Source organism: Modestobacter altitudinis (genome assembly GCF_005930475.1).
Taxonomy (GTDB): Bacteria; Actinomycetota; Actinomycetes; order Mycobacteriales; family Geodermatophilaceae; genus Modestobacter; species Modestobacter altitudinis.
Map to the genome: position 1 here is coordinate 15,658 of NZ_SJEW01000058.1, position 17,599 is coordinate 33,256.

Genomic DNA, 17,599 nt, shown 5'->3' on the forward strand with positions numbered 1-17,599 from the left:
CCCGCGCAGGGGGCGTCTGGAGTGCAGGGCCGCCGACCTGTGGCGGCCGCGATCCCGGAGGTCTGCGATGCGTCCGCTCGTCGTCACCCAGTTCCTGACCCTCGACGGGGTCGCCCAGGGCCCCGGGGGCCCGGAGGAGGACACCTCCGGCGGGTTCTCCCACGGCGGCTGGGTGGTGCCGCACTTCGACGACCCGATGGGGCAGCAGATCGAGGCGTGGTTCGCCGGCGCCCAGGACTTCCTGCTCGGCCGCGGCACCTACGAGATCTTCGCCGCCTGGTGGCCGAAGGCGCCCACCGAGGACGACCCGATCGCCCGGGCGCTGAACACCAAGCCGAAGCACGTCGCCTCGCGGACCCTGCAGTCGGTCGACTGGGAGGGCGCCCGGCTGATCGAGGGCGACGTCGTGGACGCCGTCCGGGCGTTGAAGGCCTCCGACGGCGGAGAGCTGCAGGTGCACGGCAGCCCGGGCCTGACCCAGACGCTGCTGGTTGCCGACCTGGTCGACGAGCTGCGGCTGATCATCTTCCCGGTCACGCTGGGCACCGGCAAGCGGCTGTTCGGTGAGGGCACGAGGCCCGGTGGCTGGCGGCTGACCTCGTCGACGGGCACCGCGACCGGCGCGCTCCTCTGCACCTACCAACGGGCCGGCGACGTCGACACCGGGACGATGACCCCCGAGCAGGTCTGAGGTCGCGGGCGGCCGCCGCACCGCCGACGATCCCGGGATGGCCCAGTTGGCGCAGGCGAACGCCTTCCGGCCGCGGGCGCCCTGGGGCGACGCGGTGATGCGGGAGTTCGTGCTCGCCCTCGACCCGGTCAACGCCCTGGCCGAGACCAGTGCCGGCTTCGTCTGGCGGCTCCGGCCGGGAGAGGGTCACGGGGCCGTCGTCGTCGAGGGCGACGGCGCCCCGGTGCTGGTCAACTGCTCGGTCTGGGAGTCCTACGCGCCGCTGCACGAGTTCGTCTACCGCAGCGCGCACGCCGAGTACCTGCGGAACCGGTCGCGGTGGTTCGAGCCGGTGCCGCAGCCGGCCGCCGTGCTGTGGTGGGTCGACGACGGCAGCGAACCGACCGCGGCTCAGGCGATCGCCCGGCTGCGGTACCTGCAGCGCCACGGCCCCAGCGCCCGGGCGTTCGGGATGCGCCAGCGGTTCGAGCCCGACGGCCGACCGTCGGCCCGTCGCCAGGGTCCGCGGGACCGCCCGCCGTGGCGGCCCGCCGACCGTCGTCGCTGAGGTCAGTCCGTCAGGGACCGCAGGATCCGGGCCAGCGCGGCGCGGTCGGCGCCCGACAGGCGACCGAACAGCTCCCCGGCATCGGCCGCGCGGGCGTCGTCCACCTCGCGCTGCACCTGCCGGCCGGCCTCGGTGGCGGTGAGCACCACGGCACGCCGGTCGGTCGGGTCGGCCGCCCGCTCGACCAGGCCGCGTTCCTGCAGGCCGTCGGCGACCTCGGTGGCCGAGCGCGGCGCGATCCGCAGCGCCTCGGCGAGTTCGGACAGCCGGACACCGTCGCCGGAGCCCACCACCCGCAGGGCCCGCGCCTGGTGCGGCGACAGGTCCCAGGGGGCGAGCACCGCGCCGAACCGGCGGCGGAGCGTCCGGGCGGCCCGCATCAGCAGGTCGCCGAGGGCTGCCGTCCCGTCGTCGGCGGGGGAGTCCGTCATGCGGGAATGGTAGCGCCGATGGCGCGGTTACCACACCGTGAGGTAACCTCACCATCGATCCGAGAGGGGGTGGTCGCTTGGACGACGACAACACCATGCAGGGCCGTGGCGGCGGGGGCCGCAGCAGCGGCCGACCGGACCCGGCCGACAAGGCCCAACTCGAGCGCTCGCCCGTCCGCTGGAGCCGCGTGGCCGGGCTGTTCCGCCCGTTCCGCGGGCAGCTGACCCTGGTGGTCGCGCTGATCGTGGCCTCCTCGGCCATCGCGCTCGCCACGCCGTTCCTCGTCCGGCTGGTCATCGACGAGGCTCTCCCGCAGCGTGACGTGCGGCTGCTCGCCTGGGCCGTCGCCGGCATGGTCGCCGTCACCGCGGTGACCGCCGTCCTCGGCGTGCTGCAGACCTGGCTGTCCACGACCGTCGGCCAGCACGTCATGCACGGCCTGCGGACGTCGGTCTTCACCCACCTGCAGCGCCAGTCGCTGGGCTTCTTCACCCGCACCAAGGGCGGCGAGGTGCAGTCGCGGCTGACCAACGACATCGGCGGCATGCAGTCGGTGGTCACCTCCACCGCCACCTCCTTCGCCTCCAACGCCACCACGGTCGTCGGGACGGCAGTCGCCATGGTGGCGCTGAGCTGGCGGCTGTCCCTGCTCTCCCTCGTCGTCCTGCCGCCGGCCATCTGGCTGACCCGCAAGGTGGCGCGGATGCGGCGCACCATCACCGCGCAGCGCCAGCGGTACCTCGCCGACCTCAACACCCAGGTCGAGGAGGGCCTGAGCGTCAGCGGCGTGCTCCTCGGCAAGACCCTCGGCGCGGGCCCCGCGCAGTCCCGGCGCTTCGCCGGGACCTCGGACGACCTGGTCGGGCTCGAGGTCCGCTCCCAGCTCGCCGGGCGCTGGCGGCTGGCCACCATGAGCATCGTGTTCGCCGGCATCCCGGCGCTGATCTACCTGGCCGCCGGGCTGCCCGCGACGTCGGGTGGCATGACCATCGGCACGCTGGTCGCGTTCACCGCGCTACAAGGCAACCTGTTCCGCCCGTTGATGGGCTTGCTGGACATCGGTGTCGCGCTGACCGCCTCGATGGCGCTGTTCAGCCGGGTGTTCGAGTACCTCGACCTGCCGGTGGACATCGACGACCCGGCGCACCCGGTCCCGCTGACCGACGTCCGCGGCGAGGTGCGGTTCTCCCACGTCGGGTTCCGCTACGACGACGGCGCTCGTGCCGCCCTGGACGACGTCGACCTCGCCGTGCCCGCCGGCGCCACACTGGCCCTGGTGGGGGAGACCGGCTCGGGCAAGAGCACGCTGGCCTCGCTCGTCGCCCGGCTCAACGACCCGACGACCGGGCGGGTCACCATCGACAGCATCGACGTCCGGGACGTGACCCTGGCCGACCTGGCCCGCGTGGTCGGCGTCGTCTCCCAGGAGACCTACCTGCTGCACGGCACGATCCGGGAGAACCTGCGGCACGCCGCGCCCGACGCCACCGACGCGGACATGGTCGACGCCGCCCGGCGCGCCCAGGTGCACGAGGTGATCGCGGCGCTGCCCGACGGCTACGACACCGTGGTCGGCGCCCGCGGGCACCGGTTCTCCGGCGGGGAGAAGCAGCGGCTGGCCATCGCCCGCACGCTGCTCCGCGACCCGCGGGTGCTGGTGCTCGACGAGGCGACCAGCGCGCTGGACAACACGACCGAGCGGGCGGTGCAGGCCGCGCTGGACGAGGCGAGCCGCGGCCGGACGACGATCACCATCGCCCACCGGCTCTCCACCGTCCGGGACGCCGACCTGATCGCCGTCCTGTCGCACGGGCGGGTCGTGGAGCAGGGCACCCACGACGAGCTCATCGCCCGTGGCGGCCGGTACGCCGAGCTGGCCGGGGCCGCCGAGCGCGAGGCCGTGCTCGCGGCCTGAGACGACGACGGCCGCCGTCCCCGAGGAGGGACGACGGCCGTCGCGGTGATCAGCCCTGGGCGAGCTTGGAGACGTGCTCCCACTCGCGCCACTCGGCCAGCCGGGACTCGTAGTCGCGGGTGGCGATGCCCAGCGGGCCGTCGCCGAAGAAGACCCGCAGCGGCGGCTCCTCCGCGTCCACGACTGCCAGGACGGCGGCGCGGCTGGCCGTCGGGTCGCCCGGCGTGGCCACGCGGGCCTTGCGCTGCTCGGCCGCCTTCTCCCGGTAGGTGTCGTAGGCCGGGTTCGGCTCGGCGTGCTTCGCCGAGGCGCCGCCCCAGTCGGTGGAGAACCCGCCGGGCTCGATGAGCGTGACCTTGATGCCGAAGTCGGCGACCTCAGCGGCCAGCGACTGGCTGAACGCCTCGAGGGCCCACTTCGAGGCGTTGTAGATGCCGATGTTCGGGAACGCGGAGATCCCGCCGATGCTCGACACCTGCAGGAAGTGCCCCGACCCCTGCTCGCGCAGGTACGGCAGCGCCGCCTGGGTGACGAACAGCGCGCCGAACACGTTGGTGTCGAACTGCGCGCGCGCCTCGGCCTCGGAGATCTCCTCGACCATCCCGAACTGGCCGTAGCCGGCGTTGTTGACCACGACGTCCAGCCGGCCGAAGTGCTCGTGCGCCTGCGCGACGGCCGCGAACACGGCGTCCCGGTCGTCGACGTCGAGCTGGATCGGCAGCACCGCGTCGCCGAACTGCTGCACCAGGTCGTCCAGGGACGACGTGTCGCGGGCGGTGGCGGCGACGCTGTCGCCGCGCTCGAGGGCCGCGATCGACCACTCCTTGCCGAAGCCGCGCGATGCGCCGGTGATGAACCAGGTCTTGGCCATGGGTGCTGTTCCTCTCGTGGAGCGTCCGGGGTGTGCCAGCGCCGCGACCCCCGGCGGCATTCCGGTCCTCCGTCGCCAAAGTGGCGACGACGGACGACGGACGACGGACGACGGACGACGGACGACGGACGACGTGACGCGTGCCGCAGTCGGTGCCGTCGCGGAATGGTGAGCCTGGGCAACGACCTTGTCCCCGGCATGGACTTGTTCTCCCCCGTCACGCTCGGCGACCTCGAGCTCGCCAACCGCGTCGTCATGGCCCCGTTGACCCGCATGCGGTCCGGCGCCTCCGGCGTCCCGAACGACCTGGTGGTCGAGCACTACGAACAGCGCGCCGGCGTCGGCCTGATCATCACCGAGGGCACCTACCCGCGCCCCGAGTCCCAGGCCTTCGTCGGCCAGCCCGGCATCGTCACCGACGAGCAGGTCGAGGGCTGGCGCCGGGTGGCGACGGCGGTGCACGCCCGGGGCGGCCGCATCGTCATGCAGGTCATGCACGGCGGCCGGGTCACCCACCCCGACGTCAACGGCGGGCGACGTGTCGAGGCGCCGAGCGCCCTCGCCATCAACGGCGCCGGGCACACCGAGAAGGGCAAGCAGCCCTACCCCGTCCCGCACGCGCTGACCACCGAGGAGGCCCGCGAGGTCCGGGACGACTTCGTCGCCGCTGCCCGCCGGGCCGTCGAGGCGGGGCTGGACGGCGTGGAGGTCCACGGCGCCAACGGCTACCTCCTGCACGAGTTCCTGTCCCCGGCGTCCAACCGTCGCGAGGACGAGTACGGCGGCTCGCCGGAGAACCGGGCGCGCTTCGTCATCGAGGTCGTCACCGCGGTCGCCGAGGCGATCGGCGCCGGCCGGGTCGGCCTGCGGATCTCGCCCGAGCACGACATCCAGGACGCGCTGGAGACCGACCGCGACGACGTCCGGGCCACCTACGGCACGCTGCTGGACGCGCTGCGCCCGCTGGGCCTGGCCTACCTGTCGGTGCTGCACGCCGAGCCGGCCGGTGAGCTGGTCCAGGAGCTGCGCCGCCGGTTCGACGGCCCGATGATCGCCAACAGCGGCTTCGGCACGGTGACCACCCGCGAGGAGGCCGTCGCGCTCATCGACGCCGCGCACGCCGACGCCGTCGCGGTCGGCCGGCCGGTCATCGCCAACCCCGACCTGGTCGAGCGGTGGGCCGGCCAGCACCCGGAGAACACGCCGAACGCCGCGACGTTCTACGCCGCGGGTGCCGAGGGCTACACCGACTACCCGGTGCTCGCCCAGAGCTGAGCACCGCAGCACGAGGGACCCGGCAGCCGTGCGCTGCCGGGTCCCTCGTCTGTGTGGTCAGCCGGCGAAGACCCCCGACAGGTGCTCCCGCAGCACGGCGTCGGTCACCACCCGGGTGCGGAGGCCGACGTGCCCGTCGGGCCGCACCAGGTACGCCGCCGTCCCGGTGCCCGGGACGCCGTAGGCGGCGGCGAAGCCGCCCTGGGTGTCGCGGACGACCGGCAGGTCGACCAGCGGCGGCACGGTGGCGTCCGGCGCTGCGATCAGGTACGGGTGCACCTGGCCCTGGGTCGACTGCCGGACCGACGCGGCCAGCTTCTCCAGCGCCGCCAGGTCCTCCTCGCCGGCCCCGGCGCCGGCGTGCAGCAGCAGGGTCGCATGCGTCCCGCGGGTCAGGTCGAACAACCGGAGGTCGTGGGCGACACCGAAGCGGCGCAGCCCCTGCACGTCCGGCGCCCGGTGACCGGGCTGCGGCCCACCGGCGAAGCCCTCCCCGTCGGTCACCTCCCCGACCAGCGGGCTCCCGGCGTAGTTCATCGTCATCTGCATCTCGAGCAGGAACTGCGCCTTCTCGTCCTCCATGTCCATCTCGTCGGTGAACGCGATGGCCACGGCCCGGTCGACGATCGCCTTGCCCGCCGGGCGCCGCTCGGCGTCGTAGCTGTCCAGCAGTCCCGGCGCGGCCAGCCCCCGGACGGCGAGCGCGAGCTTCCAGCCCAGGTTCCAGGCGTCCTGGATCCCGGTGTTCATGCCCTGCCCACCGGCCGGCGGGTGCAGGTGCGCGGCGTCCCCGGCGACGAAGACCCGGCCCTCCCGGTACCGGTCGACGATCCCGTGCTTGACCCGGAAGATCGACGACCAGCGCAGGTTGCTCGCGGTCGTGCCCGCCGGCCCCACGTCGTCGATCGCCGCCTGGATGTCGGCGAGCGTCGGCGGGGTGTACTCCTGCCAGAACCCGGGCGGCACCACGCCGGAGCCGATGGTCTTCTGCAGCGGCTCGGGAGCCAGCGTGGCGATCCGGTAGCGGTTGCGGCCCTTGAGCGGGACGCAGACCAGCATGCCGGTGAACGCGCCGTCCTCCTCGATGCGCACCCAGCGGACCAGGTGGCCCGGCGGCATCTCCCAGTCGACGTCGACGTCGCCCAGCATGAACAGCTGCGGGAACATCGACACCCCGCCCTCGAAGTCCAGCCCGAGCCCGGCCCGCACCACGCTGTGCGCACCGTCGCAGCCGACCAGGTACTGCGCCCGGGTGGTCTCGGACACGCCCGACGGGAGCCGCAGCTGCGCGGTGACCCCGTCGTCGTCCTGGCTGAAGCCGACCAGCTCCACCCCGCGCTCGACGGCGACGCCGTGCGCGAGCAGCTTCGCGGTGAGCAGCCGCTCGGTGTCGTACTGGGGGAGACCGAGGTGGGCGTAGGGGAGCTCGTCGAGGCCGGCCCAGTCGACCTGGTGGGTCTGCTTGCCGTTGACGAACACCGTCTGCCCGTGCAGCCAGATCCCGGCGTCCATCGCCTCGGCGACGATGCCCTGGTCCTCCCAGATCTCCATCGTCCGGCAGTGGATGCCGATCGCCTTGTCCGCCTGGGTCGCCGCCTGCGCCCGCTTGTCGACCACCCGGACGGCGATGCCGCGACGGGCCAGCTCCAGCGCGTGGGTCAGCCCGGCCGGGCCGGCGCCGGCCACCAGCACCTCGACGTCCCCGCTGACGGTCCGCGGGGGAGCCGGCACCGGCACGGGTGCGGCCGCGTGCTGCGCGCCCGGCACCTCGACGAACTCCTGCACCGGTGCACTGGGCACCGGCACCTGTTCGACCGGCGCGGACACCCGCGGTGCCGGCACCGGCGCGGCGGCCACCACCGGCTTCGGGTCGGGGGACCCGGCGGCCGCTGCGGGGAGCGGCCAGGAACCACCGTCGGCGTCCACCGGCCGGTACCGGATCTCGAAGTGCTGCCGGCTGAACTCCACCGACAGCCAGCGGATCAGCGCCGCGCTCTGGTCGGCGTGCGAGGGGTCGTCGACCCAGGTGATGAAGTCCTGCTCGGACTCCCACTCGGCGAAGATGTGGTACCTCGGCGCGCCGATCTCCTTGAGCAGCTCCTCCCGGATCAGCCCGGGGGTGCCGCGCAACGCGGCGGTCGTCTTCGCGTAGGCGGCCTCGAAGGCCTCTTCCTCGCCCTCGTCGACCCGGGTGCTGATGTCGATCCGGACGTGCGGCCGCGTCGTCGGCTCCGCCGACCCGCCGCCGGGGTCGGCAGGGCGGTGCCGGATCTCGTAGTGCTGGCGGTTGAACTCCACCGACAGCCAGCGGATCAGCGCCGCGCTCTGGTCGGCGTGCGAGGGGTCGTCGACCCAGGTGATGAAGTCCTGCTCGGACTCCCACTCGGCGAAGATGTGGTACCTCGGCGCGCCGATCTCCTTGAGCAGCTCCTCCCGGATCAGCCCGGGGGTGCCGTGCAGCGCGGCGGTGGTCTTGGCGTAGGCGGCCTCGAAGGCCTCCTCCTGCCCCTCCTCGACCCGGGTGCTGATGTCGATCCGCACGTGCGGCGGTGCGTCGTCCTCGGCGGGCTGCCCGCCGTCGACGGTGTGCAGCAGCTCGTAGGTGCTGCGTGACGCGTCCTCCCGCAGCTCGCGCAGCGCCTCGGTGAGCGCCTCCCGGGCACTGCTGCGGCCGAACGCGTCGACCGCGGCACGGTCGACCCAGTCGCTGGTGATCAGGAAGGTGCGCGGGTCGTCGGCGTCGCGCACGAGCTCCTGCCGCAGGTTGCCGGGGACCTTGCTGATCTCCGCCGCCGCCCGCCGCCAGCTCTGCTCGAACTCCGCCTCGCACCCTTCCCGGGTGCGCATCCGCAACAGGGTGCGCACCACCGGGGCCTTCTCGGTCGCTGCCGTCATGCCGCCTGCTCCTCCTGGTGTCGGCGCAGCACCAGGCTGCTGTTGAAGCCCCCGAAGCCACGGGCGAGGACGACGACGGTCCCGACGTCCTGCACCCGGTTCTGCTGCACGAGGTCGACGCCCGGCGCGTCGACCGGGTCGTCGAGGTGGGCGGTGCCGGGCACGATGCCGTCCCGCATCGCCAGCAGCGCGGTCGCCACGTTGAGCGCCGAGCCGCCGGCCATCAGCCGCCCCGTCCAGGACGACGGTGCGGTCACCGGCACCGGTGTCGCGCGCCCGCCGAAGACCCGCTGGAGCGCCTCGAGCTCCAGCGCGTCGAGCTCCGGCACCCCGGCCCCGTCGGCGAGGACCAGGTCGACGTCGTCCGGGGTGATCCCGGCGTCGGCCAGGGAGAGCCGGATCGCGCGGGCGTACTGGGTGGCGTCGGGCGCGGGGTCCTCGTGGTGGTGGGCGTCGTGCGTGGCGCCGTAGCCGACGACCTCGCCCCAGACCTGCTGGGCGCCCCGGGCCCGGGCGGCGCCGGCCTCCTCCAGCAGCAGGATCGCGCCGCCCTCGCCGATGACGTGTCCGTTGGCCCGGCGGTCGAAGGGCTTGTAGGCGTCCTCGGGCCGGGTCGCCGTCGACAGCCGGCCGCTGGTCGCCTGGCACAGCAGGGCGTACGGCGTCACGCCGGCCTCCGTGCCGCCGACCAGGACGGCCGGCGTGCCGCGGCGCGCCACCCGGCGGGCCCAGCCGATGCTGTCCAGCCCGCCCGCCCCCTCGCTGACCACCACGCCGGAGGGGCCCTTGTAGCCGTCCCGGATGGAGAGCTGGCCGGTGCTGGCCGCGTAGAACCAGGCGATCGACTGGTAGGCGCCGACCGACTTCGGCCCCTTGGCCCACAGCCCCTGGATCTCGTGCTGGCTGAACTCGTTGCCACCGGAGCCGGCGGCCAGGAACACCGAGGTCGCGTAGGCGTCCTCGGGTGCCTCGTAGCCCGCGTCCTGCGCGGCCAGCGTGGCGGCCGCCAGGGACGTCCAGGTCCAGCGGTCGGTCTGCACCATCAGCTGCGGCGCCACGAACGCCTTCGGGTCGAAGTCGCGGACCTGCCCGGCCAGCGTCACGCCGTACTGGTCGGTGTCGAAGCCCTCGATCGGCCGGATGGCCGGCTCCCCCCGGACGAGGGAGGACCAGTGCGCCTCGACGCCGACGCCGCTGGGGGCGACGACGCCGATCCCGGTGACCAGCAGCCGGGTCATGCGCTCCTCCTGTCCGGGGAGGCCAGCACGATCGCCGACTGGAAGCCACCGAAGCCGCTGCCCACCGACAGTGCGACGTCCACCTTCTGCTCGCGGGCGGTGTTGGGCACGTAGTCCAGGTCGCACTCCGGGTCGGGCACCCCGTAGTTGGCCGTCGGCGGCACCACCCCGCGCTTGACCGCCAGCGCGGTGGCGGCGATCTCGATCGACCCGATCGCGCCGAGCGAGTGGCCGACCATCGACTTGATCGAGCTCATCGACACCTGCTGGGCGGTCGGGCCCAGGCTGCGCTTCACCGCGGCGGTCTCGTGGCGGTCGTTCTGCTTGGTGCCCGAGCCGTGCGCGTTGACGTAGCCCACCTCGTCGGGGTCGATCCGGCCCTGGTCCAGCGCCAGTCCGATGGCCTCGGCCATCTCGATGCCGTCGGGCCGCAGCCCGGTCATGTGGAAGGCGTTGCAGCGGTTGGCGTAGCCGCTGACCTCGCAGTACACCTCCGCGCCGCGCTGCCGGGCGTGCTCCAGCTCCTCCAACACCAGCACCGCAGCGCCCTCACCCATGACGAAGCCGTCCCGGCGGGCGTCGAAGGGCTTGGAGGCGTGCTCGGGGTCGGCGTTGTTGGCCGTCGTCGCCCGGATGGTGTCGAAGCAGGCCATCGAGATCGGCGAGATCGGGGCGTCGCTGGCCCCGGCGATCACCACGTCGGCATCGCCGTCCTCGATCAGCTGGGCGCCGTAGCCGACCGCGTCGATGCCCGAGGTGCAGCCGGTCGAGACGACCGTGGCCGGCCCGTGGGCGCCGAAGCGCACCGCCAGCTCGGTGGCCCCGCAGCTGGGCACCAGCGCCTGGTGCAGGAACCGTGAGGCGTACCGCGGGTCGACCAGCCAGTGCGACCCCGCGTCGCTGACCGCGACGTACTCGTTCTCCAGCCGCATGGTGGCCCCGACCGCGCTGCCCAGGGTCACCCCGACCCGGTCCGGGTCCGGGGCGTCGTCCGCGCCGCCGGCCCCGAACGTCAGCCCGCTGTCCGCGACGGCCTCGTCGGCGGCCACCATCGCCATCTGCACGAACCGGTCGTTGCGGTGCACCTCGTGGGCGGTGAGGCCCAGCTTGCGCCCGTCGAAGTCGACCTCGGCCGCCACCTGCGAGCGGAAGCGGCTCGGGTCGAAGAAGGTGATCCGCCGGGTCGCCGTCCGGCCGGCGGTGATCATCTCCCAGAAGCCCTCGCGGCCCATCGAGCCGGGGGCGACCACGCCGATGCCGGTGATGACGACCCGGCGTCCGGAGGCGGTCATCGGACACCCATGGAGCCCGGGGAGGGCTCGGTGTCGACGTGGCCGAGTTCCGGCCGGGGGGCCAGCGGGCCGGCGAGGAAGACGAAGAACGCCGGCTCGGTGCCGTCGTTGACGATGCGGTGCCGCACCCCGATCGGGATGTGCAGCGCCGACTCGCCGCCCAGCCGGCGCTCCTCGCCGTCCAGGGTCACCAGCACGTCGCCGGAGACGCAGTAGAGGAACTCCTCCGAGTACGGGTGCCAGTGCTCGGTGACGACCTCCCCCGGCTCGAGGGTGAGCGTGCCCATGAACCCGGCGGTGGCGCCCACGCTGGTCGGCGAGAGCAGCACCCGGATGTCACCGCCGCGGCGGCGGTTGGGGACCGTGTCGGCCCGCGACACGGTGGGCCCGCAGCGCACCTTCGCGGTGGGGTGCTGGATCGTCGTCATCTCTCTCCTCCGGTGGGGGCCGGACCCGTCAGCGCGGGTTCCGGGACTGCGATGGGGGTGAGCGCACCCGGCCCGGTGGCCAGGAGCAGCGGGAGGTCCGGGTGGACCTGGCGGATCAGCGGGCCGAGGGTGGGCGCCGGGCCCACCTCGACGACCCAGGTGGCACCGGCCCCGACCAGCGCCTGCGAGGTGGCCTCCCACTGCACCGGCGAGGTCAGGTGCGCCCGCAGGCAGCGGGCCAGCTGGTCGGGGTCACGGGTCGGCCGGCCGTCGGCGTTGGGCACGACCGGGACGTCCGGGACGGACCAGTCCAGGTCGGCGAGCGGCGCGGCGAGGTGGTCGGCGACCGACCGCATCAGCGGGCCGTGGCAGGCGGCCCGCCCGCGGAGCCGGACCATGTCCAGTCCTGCCGCGGTGACGGCCGCGCGTGCCTGCTCCAGCTCCTCCCGGCTGCCGGAGAGCACCACCTGGGCCGGGCCGTCCAGGGACGCCACGGTCAGCCCTCCGCCGGCCCCGAGCTCCGCGACCACGGAGCGGGCGACCTCGCCGGCACCCGGCCCGACGACGGCCGCCATGCCCGCACACGAGGGGCGCGGCGCGTGCGACAGCGCCTCCGCGCGCCAGTCGACGAACGCCACCACCTGGTCCAGCGGCAGGGCGCCGGCGGCGACCAGCGCGGCGTACTCCCCGACGCCGTGCCCGGCGACGACGACCGGCTGCAGACCGGCGGCGACCAGGCTGCGGTGCCCCGCGACCCCGGTCACGACCGCCGCCAGGTGTGCGGTCACCGGGTCGCAGAGGTTGAGCGGGTCGCCCCACCACGGGACGACGTCCCGGCCCAGCACGTCCGAGGCCTCGGCCACGACGTCCCGGGCGGCCTCGTCGCCGAGCCAGGCGTCGAGCGCGCCGGGGCGGGCACTGTCCTCACCCGGGAGGACGACCGCGGCCCCCGGGGCGAGTCCGGTCACGTCGTCGGCTCCGCGTGCCTGGCGGCGGCCTCCACCTTGTCCCGGATGACGGCCATCTGGACCTTGCTGTTGGCGTCGATGCGCTCGGTCATGCCGGCCGTGTCGATCGGCGCCTCGGGCCGCATCCGGAAGTCCTGCTGCCACCGCATCCGGGTGCCGGTGCCCTCGGGCGTGTAGTTCCACCGGATGTCCATGAACTCGAACGGGCCCGGCTCGACCCGCTTGGCGACCACCTCGCGGGCGGCCTCGTCGAGGGTGCGCTCGGAGATCCAGCTCCACACCCGACCGGACTCGTCGGGGTGCATCTTGAGCCGGAACCGGAATGTCGAGCCGTGCTGGGCGAGGACCTCCACCTCGGCGTACTCGGTGAAGAGGTCCGGCCAGGACGGCAGGTCGTTGGTCATCCGCCAGACGTGGTCGATGTCCGCGTCGATGAAGATCGAGTTGTCGGTGTGGCCGACGGTCCGGCTGTCGTTCTCGAGGGTGCTCATCTGGGTCCTCCGGCTGTCTGCCTGGGTCAGGGGTCGGGCGGGGGCGGCCCCGTCCAGGGGCTCGCGCCGAGCGTGCGAGGCGTGAGAGGGGTCCTCCGTCAGGCCATCTGCGACTGGGCCGCGGAGACGGTCGAGACGATCTCGCCGAGCGTGTAGCGGTCGGGGTCGTCGTCGGGCATCTCGATCCCGAACCGGTCGTGCAGCTCGGTCTGCATGGACAGGAAGGCCAGCGAGTCCAGGCCGATGTCGGCGAAGTGGGCGTCGGGGTCGGTGGTGCGCGACTCCGGGGGGAGCCCGGCCTTCTCGGAGAGCAGGTCCATCAGGTCGTCGAGGGTGAACGGGGTGTCGGGCATGGCGGTGTTCCTCTCAGGGATGGGTGGACGGGACAGCTCCGGCCGGTCGCTGCCGGACGGTGCGGGGACGAGCTGCAGCGACCCGTGGGCGGGCATGGGCGCCGACGGGGTCGCCGACAGCGCAGCTGCGGAGGCCAGGAGCTCGGGCAGGCTGCGGTCGAGGAACTCGATGTCGTGCCGGTCGGCGCGCACGTCGGGGTGGCGCAGCATCGCGCGCTGCAGGGCGATGGTGGTGTGCAGCGCCGGCCCCTCGACCCGCAGTTCGGCCAGAGCCCGGTCCATCCGCCGGACGGCCTGGTCGCGGTCGGGGGCCCAGACGACGAGCTTGCCCAGCAGCGAGTCGTAGTGCGGGCTCACGTCGTCGCCCTGCCGGTAGCCGGTGTCGAACCGGGTCCACGGCCCGCCGGGGGCCTGCAGGACGTCGAGGTGGCCGGGGGCAGGGGCGAAGCCGCGGGCCGGGTCCTCGGCGTTGATCCGGCACTCGATCGCCGCGCCGCGGGTCACCACGTCCTCCTGCTGCAGCTGCAGCCGCCGGCCGCCGGCGACCAGCAGCTGCTCCCGGACGAGGTCGACGCCGGTGAGCACCTCGGTGACCGGGTGCTCGACCTGGATCCGGGCGTTCATCTCCATGAAGTACGCGCCGGCGTCGTCGACGAGGAACTCGACGGTCCCCGCGCCGGTGAACCCCACCGACAGCGCTCCGCGCACCGCCAGGGCACCGATCTCGGCGCGCCGCTCGGGGGAGAGGTGCGCGGCGGGCCCCTCCTCGAGCAGCTTCTGGTGGCGGCGCTGCAGCGAGCAGTCGCGCTCGCCGAGGTGGATCCCGGCGCCGTGCCCGTCGCAGAGCACCTGCACCTCCACGTGGCGGGCGCGGGTGAGGTAGCGCTCCACGTAGACGGTCGGGTCGCGGAAGACCGCACGGGCGACCGCGCGGGTGGCGGCGAACGCCTCGGTGAACTCCTCCGGTGCCGACACGACGGTCATCCCGCGGCCACCGCCCCCGGCAGCGGCCTTGATGATCACCGGGTAGCCGATCTCGTCGGCGATCGCCCGGCCCTCCGCCGCCGTCCGGACCGGCTCGACCACCCCGGGCAGCAGCGGCAGGCCGGCCTCGGCCATCAGCCGGCGGGCGGTGGCCTTGTTGCCCATCTGCTGCATGACCTCCGGCGGCGGACCGACGAAGGTGAGCCCCTCCATCTCGCAGATCTCGGCGAAGTCCGGGTCCTCGGAGAGGAACCCGTAGCCGGGGTGGACGGCGTCCGCGCCGGTGCGCAGCGCAGCCTCGATCAGGTTCGGCACGTGCAGGTAGCTGTGCCGTGGGGCGGGCGGGCCGATGTGCACCGCCTCGTCGGCCATCGCCACCACCGCGGAGTGCCGGTCGGAGGTGGAGTAGGTGGCGACGACCTCGATGCCCAGCTCACGGCAGGCGCGCGCGATCCGGACGGCGATCTCGCCCCGGTTGGCGATGAGCAGCCGGCTGATCACTGCGCGGCCCCCGTCGGGCGCAGGTACATCAGGACCTGCCCGTACTCCACCGACTCGGCGTCCCCGGCGAGGACCTCGGTGACGACGCCGGCCTCGTCGGCCACGATCGGGTTCATCAGCTTCATCGCCTCGACGATCCCGAGCGTCTGACCGGGCTCGACGGTGTCGCCGACCCGGACGAACGGGTCGGCGTCCGGTGACGAGGCGACGTAGAAGGTCCCGACCAGCGGCGCGGGGACGGCGACCACGTCGTCGGGGACGGCGGGCTCGGCGGTCTCGACCAGGACGTCCCGGCCGACCGGGGTGCTCCGCAGCGCGCCCCCGGGCTCGCCGGCGGGTCGCTCCTCGGCGGCCCACTCGACCTCGATCGCGCTGTCGCCGCTGCGCACGGTGAGCCGGCGCAGGTCACCGGGCAGGCTGCGGGCCAGCTCGACCACCTCGTCGCTGAGCGACCGGGTGGTGTCGTCGGCCGGCAGCGGGGCGCCGATCGACGTGGGCCGGGAGGCGAACTCACTCGGGTGCACGGTCAGCACCCCGCCGGGACGACGGGCTGCAGCGTGCGCACGCGGCGGCCGTCCATGCCGGACAACCTGCGCGAGCGTTCGGCCAGCAGGGTGTCGACGTCGGCCCGGGACAGCTCGTCCAGCTCGCGGAGGAGCGCCGCGCGCAGCAGGTCCGCCGCTGCGACCGGATCGGTGTGCGCACCGCCCGATGGCTCGGGGACGACGGAGGTGGCGATGCCCGACCGGTACAGGTGGGTGGCGCCCAGCTGCATGGCCCGCGCCGCGGCGGGAGCCGCCGTCGCCGTCCGCCACAGGATCGCCGCGCACCCCTCGGGGCTGATCACCGACAGGTAGGCGTTCTCCAGGACGAGCAACCGGTCCGACGTGCACAACGCCAGCGCGCCACCGCTGCCGCCCTCGCCGGTGACCACGGCGACCACGGGGACCCGCAGCCGGCTGCTCCGCATGATGATCTCGGCGATGGCGTGGGACTGCCCGCGCTCCTCCGCCTCCGGTCCCGGGTGCGCCCCGGGGGTGTCGACGAGGGTGACGACCGGCAGCCGGTGGGCCTCGGCGTGCCCCAGCAGGCGCAGCGCCTTGCGGTAGCCCTCCGGGTGCGGCATCCCGAAGTTGTGGGCCACCCGCTCGCGGACCGAGTGCCCCTTCTCGTGGCCGATCACCACGACCGCCCGGCCGCCGAGGGAGGCCACCCCGCCCACCACGGCGGGGTCGTCGCCGAAGGCCCGGTCGCCGTGCAGCTCGACGAAGTCGTCGAAGGCGGTGTGCAGGTAGTCCAGCGTCGTCGGCCGGTCGACGACCCGCGCCCGCTGGACGACGTCCCAGGGGTCGCTCTCCACCGGCTGCAGGACGGGCGCCTCGGCCTGGGCGGGGTCCGGCTCGCCGGCCGGTCCGTCCGTGGCCGGGACGTCGGCGGCGTCCTGACCGTGCAGGGCGAGCAGCCGGATGAGCACCGGCCGCAGGTCCGCCCGGTTCTCCACCCGGTCCACCAGGCCGTGGGCGAGCAGGAACTCCGAGGTCTGGAAGTCGCGGGGGAGCTCGGCACGGATCGTCTCCTGCACCACCCGGGGGCCGGCGAAGCCGACGTGGGCGCCCCGTTCCCCGATGAGCACCGACGCCAGGGTCGCGAAGGAGGCGGAGACCCCGCCGTAGGTGGGGTCGGTGAGCACGCAGACCGAGAGCAGCCCGGCCTCGCGGAGACGCCCGAAGGCCTCGCTGGCGCGGGCCATCTGGAACAGCGAGAAGACGCCCTCCTGCATCCGGGCCCCACCGCTGGCGCAGACGACCACCAGCGGCCGGCCCTGCTCCAGCGCCAGCGCGGCGGCCTCGCTCACCCGCCGGCCCACCTCCACGCCCATGCTGCCGCCCAGGAAGCCGAAGTCCATGACGGCGAGCACCAGCGGGGTCCCGCCGATCCGCGCCTCGCCCACCAGGACCGCCTCGGACTCGCCGGAACGGTGCGCGGCGTCGCGCAGCCGGTCGGGGTAGGGGCGCAGGTCGGTGAAGGTGAGCGGGTCGGAGTCGCCGCGGGGGAGTTCGGTCTCGGTGAAGCTGCCGGCGTCGACGAGCATGTCGATCCGGGCCCGGGCGCTCAGCCTCAGGTGGTGCTCACACTCCGGGCAGACGTGCAGGTTGCGCTCCAGCCGCTTGTGGTAGAGCAGCCAGCCGCAGGACGGGCAGGAGGTCCAGCCCGCGTGCACCGGCGGGGCGGGCACACCGGGTGTGGTCAACGAGGAACGGGTCATGACTGCCTCTCAACCGCGTGCCGTCGCCCTCACTCGGGCGACGAGGTCCAGTGGTAGAAGCGGCGGGCCATCGCGTCCTGCGGTGAGCGCCAGTTCGGGTCGTACGGCTCGATGTAGGGCTTGAGCTCGTCGCTGACCGCCCGGAAGGACGGCAGCGACTGCGCCACCTGCATCGACTCCGACGGCGGCCGGTCGAAGCCGATCAGGTGCACGTAGAGGCCGTGAAACTGGAAGAGCGACCGGTGCCGCACCCCGATGTCGTGGGGCATGGACGTCGCGTCGGAGCGGCCGAAGACGGCGGCCACCTCGCCGGCGTCGCGGGGGTCCATCTTCGCGATGATCATCGTCTCGTGCACGGGGGCTCCTGCGGCGGTGGGCGGGACCGGATCGACACCGACGACGCTAGGGCGGCGCCGGCGCCGCCGGCATCGGCCGCAGGGGCTGTTCTGGAG

16 protein-coding genes are annotated in these 17,599 nt (G+C 74.0%); 4 read left to right on the forward strand and 12 right to left on the reverse strand.

Going from position 1 to position 17,599, the window contains the following annotated elements:
• Positions 1 to 67: 67 nt before the first annotated feature.
• Positions 68 to 691 carry a dihydrofolate reductase family protein gene (locus FHL79_RS18535; protein WP_138760052.1) on the forward strand — a complete coding sequence of 208 codons (624 nt, stop codon included), beginning with the start codon at positions 68 to 70 and terminating at the stop codon, positions 689 to 691.
• Between the two features lie 37 nt (positions 692 to 728).
• Complete coding sequence (locus FHL79_RS18540; protein WP_138760053.1) at positions 729 to 1,238, forward strand: DUF3291 domain-containing protein; 510 nt, start codon at positions 729 to 731, stop codon at positions 1,236 to 1,238.
• A 2-nt stretch (positions 1,239 to 1,240) separates the two neighbouring features.
• Here the strand turns inward: FHL79_RS18540 and FHL79_RS18545 are convergent, their stop codons facing one another.
• Positions 1,241 to 1,669, reverse strand: a complete 429-nt coding sequence (locus FHL79_RS18545) for a MarR family winged helix-turn-helix transcriptional regulator (protein WP_138760054.1) — start codon at positions 1,667 to 1,669, stop codon at positions 1,241 to 1,243.
• Between the two features lie 77 nt (positions 1,670 to 1,746).
• Between FHL79_RS18545 and FHL79_RS18550 the strand changes: the two genes are divergently transcribed.
• Positions 1,747 to 3,585 (forward strand): ABC transporter ATP-binding protein, encoded by a 1,839-nt coding sequence (locus tag FHL79_RS18550; protein ID WP_246080962.1) that lies wholly within the window; start codon positions 1,747 to 1,749, stop codon positions 3,583 to 3,585.
• A 49-nt stretch (positions 3,586 to 3,634) separates the two neighbouring features.
• Here FHL79_RS18550 and FHL79_RS18555 read toward each other — a convergent pair whose 3' ends face one another.
• Entirely contained in the window at positions 3,635 to 4,456 is an 822-nt protein-coding gene (locus FHL79_RS18555; RefSeq protein ID WP_138760055.1) for an SDR family oxidoreductase, read from the reverse strand.
• A 198-nt stretch (positions 4,457 to 4,654) separates the two neighbouring features.
• Here FHL79_RS18555 and FHL79_RS18560 point away from each other — a divergent pair, with 198 nt between their 5' ends.
• The gene (locus tag FHL79_RS18560) at positions 4,655 to 5,731 is read left to right on the forward strand and encodes an alkene reductase (protein WP_138760056.1); all 1,077 of its coding nucleotides are present in this window, start codon (positions 4,655 to 4,657) and stop codon (positions 5,729 to 5,731) included.
• A gap of 57 nt (positions 5,732 to 5,788) precedes the next feature.
• Here FHL79_RS18560 and FHL79_RS18565 read toward each other — a convergent pair whose 3' ends face one another.
• The 10 genes from FHL79_RS18565 to FHL79_RS18610 all read right to left on the reverse strand — a co-directional run bounded on the left by FHL79_RS18565 (position 5,789) and on the right by FHL79_RS18610 (position 17,503).
• Positions 5,789 to 8,626: an FAD-dependent monooxygenase gene (locus FHL79_RS18565; RefSeq protein WP_138760057.1), complete on the reverse strand. Its 2,838-nt coding sequence runs from the start codon at positions 8,624 to 8,626 to the stop codon at positions 5,789 to 5,791.
• A complete protein-coding gene (locus FHL79_RS18570) occupies positions 8,623 to 9,864 on the reverse strand; it encodes a beta-ketoacyl synthase N-terminal-like domain-containing protein (RefSeq protein ID WP_138760058.1) in 1,242 nt (413 codons plus the stop codon). The genes FHL79_RS18565 and FHL79_RS18570 overlap by 4 nt, the downstream gene beginning before the upstream one ends.
• Complete coding sequence (locus FHL79_RS18575) at positions 9,861 to 11,156, reverse strand: beta-ketoacyl-[acyl-carrier-protein] synthase family protein (protein WP_138760059.1); 1,296 nt, start codon at positions 11,154 to 11,156, stop codon at positions 9,861 to 9,863. The genes FHL79_RS18570 and FHL79_RS18575 overlap by 4 nt, the downstream gene beginning before the upstream one ends.
• Complete coding sequence (locus FHL79_RS18580) at positions 11,153 to 11,584, reverse strand: cupin domain-containing protein (RefSeq protein ID WP_138760060.1); 432 nt, start codon at positions 11,582 to 11,584, stop codon at positions 11,153 to 11,155. The genes FHL79_RS18575 and FHL79_RS18580 overlap by 4 nt, the downstream gene beginning before the upstream one ends.
• Positions 11,581 to 12,552: an ACP S-malonyltransferase gene (locus FHL79_RS18585; protein ID WP_138760061.1), complete on the reverse strand. Its 972-nt coding sequence runs from the start codon at positions 12,550 to 12,552 to the stop codon at positions 11,581 to 11,583. Before FHL79_RS18585 ends, FHL79_RS18580 begins: the two co-directional genes overlap by 4 nt.
• Positions 12,549 to 13,043: an SRPBCC family protein gene (locus FHL79_RS18590; RefSeq protein WP_138760062.1), complete on the reverse strand. Its 495-nt coding sequence runs from the start codon at positions 13,041 to 13,043 to the stop codon at positions 12,549 to 12,551. Before FHL79_RS18590 ends, FHL79_RS18585 begins: the two co-directional genes overlap by 4 nt.
• Before the next feature lie 98 nt (positions 13,044 to 13,141).
• Entirely contained in the window at positions 13,142 to 14,881 is a 1,740-nt protein-coding gene (locus FHL79_RS18595) for an acetyl-CoA carboxylase biotin carboxylase subunit (protein WP_138760063.1), read from the reverse strand.
• Positions 14,878 to 15,405, reverse strand: coding sequence for an acetyl-CoA carboxylase biotin carboxyl carrier protein (locus FHL79_RS18600; protein WP_246080964.1), 528 nt, complete (start codon positions 15,403 to 15,405; stop codon positions 14,878 to 14,880). Before FHL79_RS18600 ends, FHL79_RS18595 begins: the two co-directional genes overlap by 4 nt.
• Before the next feature lie 2 nt (positions 15,406 to 15,407).
• On the reverse strand, positions 15,408 to 17,147 hold the full coding sequence (accA, locus tag FHL79_RS18605) for an acetyl-CoA carboxylase carboxyl transferase subunit alpha (protein ID WP_138760064.1): 1,740 nt from the start codon (positions 17,145 to 17,147) through the stop codon (positions 15,408 to 15,410).
• A gap of 29 nt (positions 17,148 to 17,176) precedes the next feature.
• On the reverse strand, positions 17,177 to 17,503 hold the full coding sequence (locus FHL79_RS18610; RefSeq protein ID WP_138760065.1) for a TcmI family type II polyketide cyclase: 327 nt from the start codon (positions 17,501 to 17,503) through the stop codon (positions 17,177 to 17,179).
• Between the last annotated feature and the right edge of the window lie 96 nt (positions 17,504 to 17,599).